Below are 9174 nucleotides of genomic sequence, written 5' to 3'. Positions count from 1 at the left end.
AACTCTATTATTAGAATGATTAATAATGAGCCTATGACCTGGAAACAAATAAAACAGAACGTAACTTAATAACTCAAAACTTTTATTTGAGTTCTTACATTACGACAGTTATGACTGAATTACAAAAATTATATAAGGAGTACTCTAATAGAGAACTAATAACCATACTTCACGAAAAAAACAAATTCATACCAGAAGCTATTGAACAAGCTTTGGCAGAAATAAAAAACAGAAATTTAACACAGCAAGAGTTTGATAAAGAAAAAAATGACATTATCCTGCAAAAAGAAAATCGTAAACAACAAATTCAAAAAGCAAGAGCTTCTAGAAAATAAATACAATCGTTTCTAACCCCTGTTAATCCACCCAAAAAAATTATAGCTTTTGTGACGATTAGTTTAGGTCTATTTTCGTTGTATTCATTTTATAATGAAGTTGGCTATTATATTATTTCACTTCTTTGGCAGCTTTGTACTCTTCATCAACAGTGCTGATTATACTTCTTCACCCGTATTTTGGATTATAGCTAAAAATTTTGAATAGAAATAAGCCATGGCTTCATCTTCAGGAAAAACATATAATAAAAATTGCTCTCCTTTTTTATTGGTGTACAAATTAATAGAAACGTGAACGTAATCACTTTGTGCTGATAAATAGATGGGTTCCAAAGCCAAAACCAAGGCATTTTTTTCTCTATTCAACAACAGCACCTTATATTCTCTAGTTGTATAATAACCAATAGCTTCAATCTCTTTTGAAAGTAATCGGGTTATCTCTTTTTCAGAGCTTGTTGTATTGAAAATTGTTAGCAAAGGGCTTTTTTCTTGAACCTTGATCATTCCTACATAAGGTATGATCTTGCCATAAGGACTTTCATCAGCCGTATTTAAAGCTATGGTATCAGCAACTTTTATTATTTGTGAGGCTACATCTTTATATGCCTGACGTTGCTTACCTGTTAGGTTGTTTTTAAATGTTTTCCAGGATACCGTATCTAATTTTATCTTAGGTCTTTCTTCTACCAGTGTTTTAGCAACCTGTAAATCGTACATTGCTTGTGACAATAATGGTGAATTACCTTTTCCGTCAATAGATACACTATTTCCTTGACTAACATTGGTGCTTTCAAAAATAATGTAAACCCTTTCTTTTTCTATATAATGAAAAAAGACCATTGTATAGACCATATATCGATCATAAAAAATGAGACTTTCCGCATCTTGATATACTATATGTTTTATCTGGGATGAATATTTTTTCAATATTTTATCCATTGAAACTACATCGGCTTGACTGTTTTCAATTAAATAAACACGTCCACCATAACCGTTAAAGTTTATTAGGTTTGATTCTAATTTAAAAATTTTAGAAGGCGTGGTGTTTGTTCTTAACTCTTCTTTAAACTGAGCATTTACATTTTCAATATTGTAATGAAAAGGGATGTTTAATTCCAATCCCGTAGCATGTTCTTTTTTAGTTACCGTATTGGGAAATTTATGTGTTGCTTCCTTATATAATTTTAAATACTCATCAACAGGGGCTGTCTTTTTACATCCCACAAGAGTTAAAACTATAAATAAACAACTTAAGGAAAATGATTTCATAACTGTTTTACATTATTTTTGCGTTAAGGGAGCTTCTTCTTTGGCCAATGATGTAAATTCTTTTTTTACATTGTCATATTTGTATAGATGTATTCCCTTTATTTCTCCACCTTTATGAATAGGGGTTGTAAGGATTTTATCTTCTTTATTGAAGATTATTTTAAAATAAGGTTTGGTATCAATATCAGGAGGAAATTGAGGGTAAAACGTTTCCAATTTTTCAGAAAAAACCATGTTGGTATTTGAATTAAAACTTCCTGAGATTAGATTGACCGTAAAAGCATGCACATCTTCTGGATTGGTCCAAAATCCAAAACGGGTACAGCTAAATAAATAGGTATCTTCATTTAAATTGTAAATAGCATCAATTTGCATTCTTACCTCACCTTCTAATTTTAATTGTACTACATAATCTGAAAAAAGAAACAACTGTTCTTTGTTCTTCGAATATTGAACAATCTTTATTTCGGGTAGGTTAAGTGGGTAGGCCGTAATTACCCGTACATTACTATCTTGCGAAACTACTGTTTTAATACTTGGTGTCTTAGTTGTGTAGTCTGCTTTTATTTCTATACTATGAGAAGTGTTTGTATGAAGAAAGATACTATCTAAAAGACTTTTAGATTTTCTCACTTGATCAGCTGTATAGTTTTCTTTATAATGCTTTTTAAAAATTTTTTCTGTAAGTTCTACCAAATCGTGTTTACCAATTTCATTGGTTTGTGCTTGAGATACTGAAAAAAAGCACATTACAATGGATGCTAAAAATAATTTTTTCATAGATTTTATTTTAAACAGCAATATTATTATGTTTTAACTCTTATTATAAAAAAAGCGTACTGTCCTACTAATTGGGGGATGAACATAGGTCTAGGCTGGTTTTATTTTATAATAGGAATGACCTTTTCATAGTATTTATGGATGTTCATTTTACGTTGCTTGTTATAATGATAACTTTTGTATGCCAATGGCGCATGAATAGTTATTAAGATGAGGTTTAAAACCATAAATATTGCAGGCGCATACAAGTATAATTGTTTAAAAACAACTGAATAATATGCTGCATCAGGTCTTATGTTGTTAGTTAATGTCGGCACTGAAATCAATGCTGTTATAAGTGCTATGGTAGCTGTTACCGTCATAATAACGTGACGATACCACGGTTGAGACGGATACTTCTTTTCTTCTGTTTCCAGAGATAAATAGGTTCCAAAACGCATTAACCAGCCATCTTTAGTAACATCTACTTCAACAGGTGTGTCATCAGCTGTATATGCCCCCATAAACGGCAACCAATACCTGTTTTCAAATTTCAATTCTATCGTTCCCATAAAGGGTTTTATTTGCTGAATATTTTCAGAGGAATCTACTGTTGCAGAGTACGTTATAACACCTTTAAGTGTACGTATGGCTTCTGGCTTTGAAAACTTTGGTTTACGCCAAAGAAAGTAAAGTGCTACTACAAATAGAAGCCCTTCTGGAATCGCCCCGTAAATGCTATAAACATCCCAAAGAGCTGTGAGTGCCATGAAGAACAAGGCTGGAATCATTAGAAAGGCACCTATGGTACCATGCCATTGTTTTCTAACAGCTTGAACTTCATGACTTGTTTGCTTACGATTATGAATAAGCTCAACATCACTTCCTGCAACCTTCCCTACTTCTCCTTTTTCTATTTGTTTTTCAGTAATTATATGGTTTAAAAGAGAAAAGCTCTCGTTTAAACTTATAACTACTGGAAGTTTATCTGTTTTAATCACTTCAGTAGTATTATATTCCTTTAAATAATCAAACCCTCGATCATCTAAAGTTACTTCTAGCCCTCCAATTAAATTATGCCATATAGTATTGTAACGAGTTTTTATACCATGGCGTTCAAACTTTCCATTTAATAAATACACTCTATTATCTAGGCGCTTATGTGTTTTTTTATACTTTTTTTGCTCTTGTAAATCGTCTAGTAGCTTACACTCCTTTTCTGTAAGCTCTCGGTGGTAGGTAAGTGTATTTATAGCTTGTTTGGCTGCTTTGCTGTCTTTGTTTCTTCTTTTTTGATATACAATGGCATTGTAGAAGGAATAAAATAATACTGCTAAAAAAAAGATTATGTAAAGTGTGTTCATTGAATAGTATAATAAGTTATATCATAAAAACGATGTCAAATATCTGTTCATTTTTCATAACTAGAATCCCTGAAAAAGGGGATATTATTTTTTTAACGTCACTTTACATTTGTTTGCACAGCTTTTATATACAAACAATAACTAATGAAGATAAGAAAAACAATCACTACCCTCCTACTTATAGTATATGTAAGCACGTTTGCTCAAGACGTAACCCTAGAAGAAATTTCTAATAACATAAAGCAAATAGAAGCCGATACAACATTCACACTAACAGAGCAAAATCAATTAAAACAAATAAAAACGACTTTAGATGGTGGTTACCTTTTTAAAATTTGGCATAAGGAAGGTAAAATTTCCAAAATTGTAGAAGACATAGGACTTTCTTTTGGTAGCATACAAACTACGGTGTATTTAACAAACCATACGCCTATTAAAATTATAGAATCTGAAGACGTTTTTGCAGAAACACCTTATGGGTTAAATTACAAAAAACTGAACAACGCCTATAAAGTTACACACGACATTCTAAACTGGAAACACAAAAAAATAATATCTAAAGCGAAAGGAACACGTGTGTTTAATACGCCTAAAAAAGCAATTCTTGATTACAAGTTACTTATTGACAATGCCAAACATGCCATTGATAAATAATAATGAAAATTACACTAAAAAAGTAAAAAACCCTGAAAACAGGGATTCTTAAGCTTAAAAACCATCATACTTTTGAAAAAAAACAATCGTATGAAAACACATCACAAGTTACTATTCATTGGAATTTTATCTATGTATTCAATCCATTTTTCGTGGAGCCAACACAATTCATCAATATTTTCAGAAACAAAAGAAACAGCACGTATATCGTTAAGTAGTTCTATAATTGTTTCAGAAAGCAAGGAAATAGGTAATATATTTCAAAAATATATAGACAAGATCAACAAAACAAGTAACAAAGTTGATTTTAAAAACTTTAAACTCGATTCTAAATCATTTTCAGTATACAAAGAGAAAGGTAAAAACTGCTTAATACTATCTATTAATTTTTCAATGATGCTAAATTACGATAGTAAGAAGATTAATGCTTTTTTAAAGGCGTTGAGTCCTCAAAAAAATAAGGAACAGGAATTTACCATGAGTCTATATATTGATAGTTAATGCTTATTTTTATGAAAGTACTTAACATTAACACAATAGTTTTTATCCTATTTCTTAGCAGAGCCTCTTTAGAGGTAGTAGCTCAGAAAGAAATTGATTCTTCTTTTTATGTTACCAAATCTTTGTTGTTATCCAGTAAAAAAGTTGTCTACCAAAATAAAGTAATTTACGATGCTTTTAAAGAAATAAAAAAACTAAAAAAAAGAGACCCTGATACGTATTATTACATCGATTATGTACCATTGTCTTTAATAGATAACATTTTATCTTTTGAAAAAAACAATATGGAACAGCCACGTTATAGTTATATGACTGCCCATAGTTTTGTACAAACAATAAATTTAAAAACGCAAGAGCCATATAGTTTATTGCTTCTTGTTGAAGAAGCATCGTTACTTAGAGCTCTTAAAAACGACCCATATATCAATACTTTAAAAAATATTGATTTACAGAAGTTAAAAAAATGCAAGTCGTTTAATAAAGCTTTAGGAATACTAAACAAAAGACTGTATAAAAACAATCATTTTACCCCATACAGCTATGCTATACTAAATTACATCCCCCATAAAAACAAAGTATTAGTAAGGCTTATTAGAACAGTATCATCTAACATGTCATTTACAAAATATCTTCAATTAGGATTAAAAGTTACACCTTCAAAACTTTTTAAAGAAAAGATTAAAAGGAATAAACCGTTTTTTCTTTACACATACAAAACAGGAAGGTTAGTCGCTCAAAGTTTTTATAAAAAATAAAACACATTTGAAAACAGTGAAATTACATACTACAATACTCTGTTTAGCATTACTTAGCTCTTGTAAGAATACCAGTACCTTACAAAAAAGTAAGCAAGAAGAACCAGTTAAAATTCTACAATCACAGCTTTTAAAAACCAAAATGTCTGCTAAACAATATGACCTTTTCAAAAAACAAATACGTAATGAAAGTGAATTGCTAAAAAAAATCCATACAGCTGAATCACAATTTACCTATACAACCTATCATTATATGCAAGGAGCAACAACTCTTATGACATTGCTTTTAGGTAAAAATGGTACTGGATACATCAAAAATATAACGACCAATAGCATTCATAAAATCACATGGATAGAACAAAACTCAGTAATATACATAACCGCTACCGCTGATACAAGCACACTTCCTTTCAATAAATTAAAACGTATAGATCGTAAAACGCTGATGTATCAGTCAGAAAACAATAAACACAAGATGCTATTCTATGGAAAACTAAACGATGAAGATATTTTAGAAATTTTGAATGTAATTGAAAATATATCTAAAAACAGATGTTCAAAAGCGACTATTACAAACAATAAAACACATATATCAAATACTAAAACATCCAATTAAATGAGATTAAAAAAAAGATATATTTTTCTTATTATTATTTTGAGTCCTTTATTATACTACTTGGGAAACCAACTAATTTCAAAACTTTATAATGTTAAGTACCCGCTTTTAGAAGAGCAAATTAAAACTAGAGACTATACTATAGAACTTGTTTTTAATTCTAAATACCTTCCTCAAGTAACTAAAGGAGGGGGTTCTTTTAATAGAAACGACGTTTCTTATGTTATGTTAGATACCTTAAATGAGCAATTCGTGTTTGCTGCCAATGGATTTCAGTATAAAACTAATCAAACGAAACACATGGATTTAAGCAAGTCTAAATTTTCTGATATATATCCACCAACCGATGTGATTGTTTCTAAAAACGGTACAGTTATACTCTCACAGGTTAAACCTCAAAAAAACTTTCGTGATTCTATAAGAAAACATACCGTAGTCATTCATCCTTTAAAGGATTATTTTGAAAACACCTCAAAACAACTGATAAACAAAGTCTTTGAATCAAAAGACAAACTCCACCTTAATAGTTTAAACCCATTACAGGTCTTTGCATTACACCCAACGGGAACTAAAACAACTAGAACTTGGAGCGGACATCAATATCTTAAAGTATGGATAAACAACAGATACATTTATTTTAGAACGGCTACCAGCAACACAAACATTAAACTATACCCAATAACATTTAGCAATAACAAACACCTAACACTTATGTGTCTTGAAGGAAGTGTTTACACTATTAAACCTACTAGTGAATTAGACTTACCATCTCCTTGTGAATAAGAATAATTCTCTTATTTTAGCTTTTTTACTACAATAAACACTTTTGTTACGTGTTACAGCAATTTAAATATATCTACTTATCCATACTAGCGTTTTTATTTATACAACTGTGCTGGTCGCAACAACCAACAACGGCAACACAGTGGTTTCAAAAAGGGCTAACTCTTATTGATCAAAAACAAAACTACCAAGAAGGCATAAAAGCACTAGATTCAGCAGCTTTATTAAATCCTCCTTTACCACTACTCATCCAAGTCAAATATGCAAAGGCTGTAGCTTTAAATAGTCAGGGACACTTTACCAAAGCCACATCGATTTTACTAAAAAACATCCCACTTATAAACCGTTGTGACAGTACAAAAAGAGTTAAGTTTCACGCAAACAATTACCGCGCTCTAGGTGATGTATATAAAAGTAAAGGGAAGCACTTAATTGCTATGAAAAATTATCAAAAAGCATTAAAATTCTCTGAACAATACTCTAAAAAAAGTAGTTCCTTAATATTACACCAAATAGGTGTTTTGTTGCTAGAAAAAGAAGATTATTATGGAGCTGAAAATTATTTTATAAAAACATTAGATGCAAATTTGACTCCAGGTTTAAAGTTGGGAATCCATCTAAACCTAGGAGAAGTATATTCAAAAACAAACCGAAAAAACAAAGCAAAAACGCAGTATGACAAAGCAAAAAAAATGGCTTTAGAACACAATAATCAGGTTGCTCTATGTCATATTTATATTGGGTATGCTAATTTGTTTTTTGAAAATAAAAACTACAGTAAATCCATTGATTATTATGAAAAAGTAATCACACTTTCAAAAAATGTAGGTGCACAATTGCTTACTACATCGTCATTATTACACTTAGCTATCGCCTATCATGAAACAAAACAATCATTTAAAGCCTTAACTTATCTAGATAAAGCAGCTGTTTTTTTAAATAAAGAACCCTCACTAAACTATCAGTTAAGCTTATATGAAATATACGCTTCGGTGTATGAAAACGTTGGAAATTATGAAAGCAGTATCTATTATTTAAAAAAAGTAGCAACCGTTAAAGACAGCCTTTTTAACACAGAAAAAAACAAGCAATTTGAAGAATTAAAAATAGCTTACGAAACCAAAAAGAAACAACAAGAAATCACCCTTTTAAAACTTCAAAGGAAAAAGAACGAATTAGAACTCTCTCAAAAAGAAAAAGCTTTAAAAACACTAAACCTAGAAAAGGAGCTTGAAGCATCACAACATCAAAATACCATTCTTCAATTACAAAAAGACCGTAGCGAAAACAAAAATAAAATCGTTCTACTAAAAAAAAGTAGAGAACTTGCCAAAACCGAAGCAAGCAAATCGCAACAATTAAAAAATGCTTATCTCATTGGTTTTATTGTTTTTAGTATTCCATTAAGTGTCTTATTATTTGTTTATTATCAAAAACTAAAAACCCAAAAAGCGCTGGCAAAAAAACAAGAGGAGTTAAACGTAAAACAAATTTTAAACCTTAAAAAAGAGCAAGAGTTAAAAAATATTAAAGCCTCTGTTGAGGGTCAAGAAAAGGAACGAAAACGTATAGCCCAAGAATTACATGACGCTGTTGGCGGAAGTTTGGCCGGAATAAAACTACAGTTAGACCATCTGTCTTCTAAAGAGCCTCGATTATCGAGCATTATTAGTCATCTAGATGAGACCTATAACCAGGTGCGTCATATTTCTCACGATTTGCTTTCAAAAAAAATTGCAGACAAAGAGTTTACGCAACTTATTAAAAATCATATAGAAAAAATAGTCACTTCAACACATCTAAAAATTGAAATGTCTTTCTTTGACGAAACACTTATCAACAAAACAAACAACACCATTCAAACACATTTATTTAAAATATTACAAGAACTCATAAATAACACCATAAAACACGCAAACGCATCAACTATTGAAATTCAACTCAATGCACATACAGACATGATGAACCTGCTTTTTGAAGATAATGGCAAAGGATTTGTTTACAATGAAAAAGTAGAAGGTATTGGCTTAAAAAATATAAATGAACGCATAACGACTTTAAATGGAACTTTGATTGTTGACACTAGCCCCAACCATGGCGCACTAATAAATATTACTTTACCCTTAATACCGAAATAA

The 9174-nt window shown here is 30.5% G+C and carries 10 protein-coding genes; 7 read left to right on the top strand and 3 right to left on the bottom strand.

Annotated features, from left to right (window positions below):
• Positions 1-110 precede the first annotated feature (110 nt).
• Positions 111-335, top strand: a complete 225-nt coding sequence (locus Q4517_RS13375) for a hypothetical protein (RefSeq protein ID WP_303510331.1) — start codon at positions 111-113, stop codon at positions 333-335.
• A 159-nt stretch (positions 336-494) separates the two neighbouring features.
• On the opposite strand, the gene Q4517_RS13370 is transcribed toward Q4517_RS13375, so the two are convergent.
• The 3 genes from Q4517_RS13370 to Q4517_RS13360 all read right to left on the bottom strand — a co-directional run bounded on the left by Q4517_RS13370 (position 495) and on the right by Q4517_RS13360 (position 3727).
• Positions 495-1604 carry a hypothetical protein gene (locus Q4517_RS13370; protein ID WP_303510328.1) on the bottom strand — a complete coding sequence of 370 codons (1110 nt, stop codon included), beginning with the start codon at positions 1602-1604 and terminating at the stop codon, positions 495-497.
• 12 nt (positions 1605-1616) lie between these two features.
• Positions 1617-2384, bottom strand: a complete 768-nt coding sequence (locus Q4517_RS13365) for a hypothetical protein (protein WP_303510325.1) — start codon at positions 2382-2384, stop codon at positions 1617-1619.
• A gap of 101 nt (positions 2385-2485) precedes the next feature.
• Positions 2486-3727 (bottom strand): IgaA/UmoB family intracellular growth attenuator, encoded by a 1242-nt coding sequence (locus Q4517_RS13360; protein WP_303510322.1) that lies wholly within the window; start codon positions 3725-3727, stop codon positions 2486-2488.
• Between the two features lie 144 nt (positions 3728-3871).
• Between Q4517_RS13360 and Q4517_RS13355 the strand changes: the two genes are divergently transcribed.
• From Q4517_RS13355 to Q4517_RS13330, 6 genes are all read left to right on the top strand, one after another.
• Entirely contained in the window at positions 3872-4381 is a 510-nt protein-coding gene (locus tag Q4517_RS13355) for a hypothetical protein (RefSeq protein ID WP_303510320.1), read from the top strand.
• Between the two features lie 90 nt (positions 4382-4471).
• Positions 4472-4882 (top strand): hypothetical protein, encoded by a 411-nt coding sequence (locus Q4517_RS13350; protein ID WP_303510318.1) that lies wholly within the window; start codon positions 4472-4474, stop codon positions 4880-4882.
• 11 nt (positions 4883-4893) lie between these two features.
• Positions 4894-5637, top strand: a complete 744-nt coding sequence (locus Q4517_RS13345) for a hypothetical protein (RefSeq protein ID WP_303510315.1) — start codon at positions 4894-4896, stop codon at positions 5635-5637.
• Between the two features lie 7 nt (positions 5638-5644).
• Positions 5645-6253, top strand: a complete 609-nt coding sequence (locus Q4517_RS13340; protein ID WP_303510311.1) for a hypothetical protein — start codon at positions 5645-5647, stop codon at positions 6251-6253.
• The gene (locus Q4517_RS13335) at positions 6254-7036 is read left to right on the top strand and encodes a hypothetical protein (protein WP_303510308.1); all 783 of its coding nucleotides are present in this window, start codon (positions 6254-6256) and stop codon (positions 7034-7036) included.
• Between the two features lie 50 nt (positions 7037-7086).
• Entirely contained in the window at positions 7087-9174 is a 2088-nt protein-coding gene (locus tag Q4517_RS13330) for an ATP-binding protein (RefSeq protein WP_303510306.1), read from the top strand.

Source organism: Tenacibaculum sp. 1_MG-2023, assembly GCF_030547425.1.
Taxonomy (GTDB): domain Bacteria; phylum Bacteroidota; class Bacteroidia; order Flavobacteriales; family Flavobacteriaceae; genus Polaribacter.
This window is presented reverse-complemented; position numbering and strand designations above follow the sequence as displayed.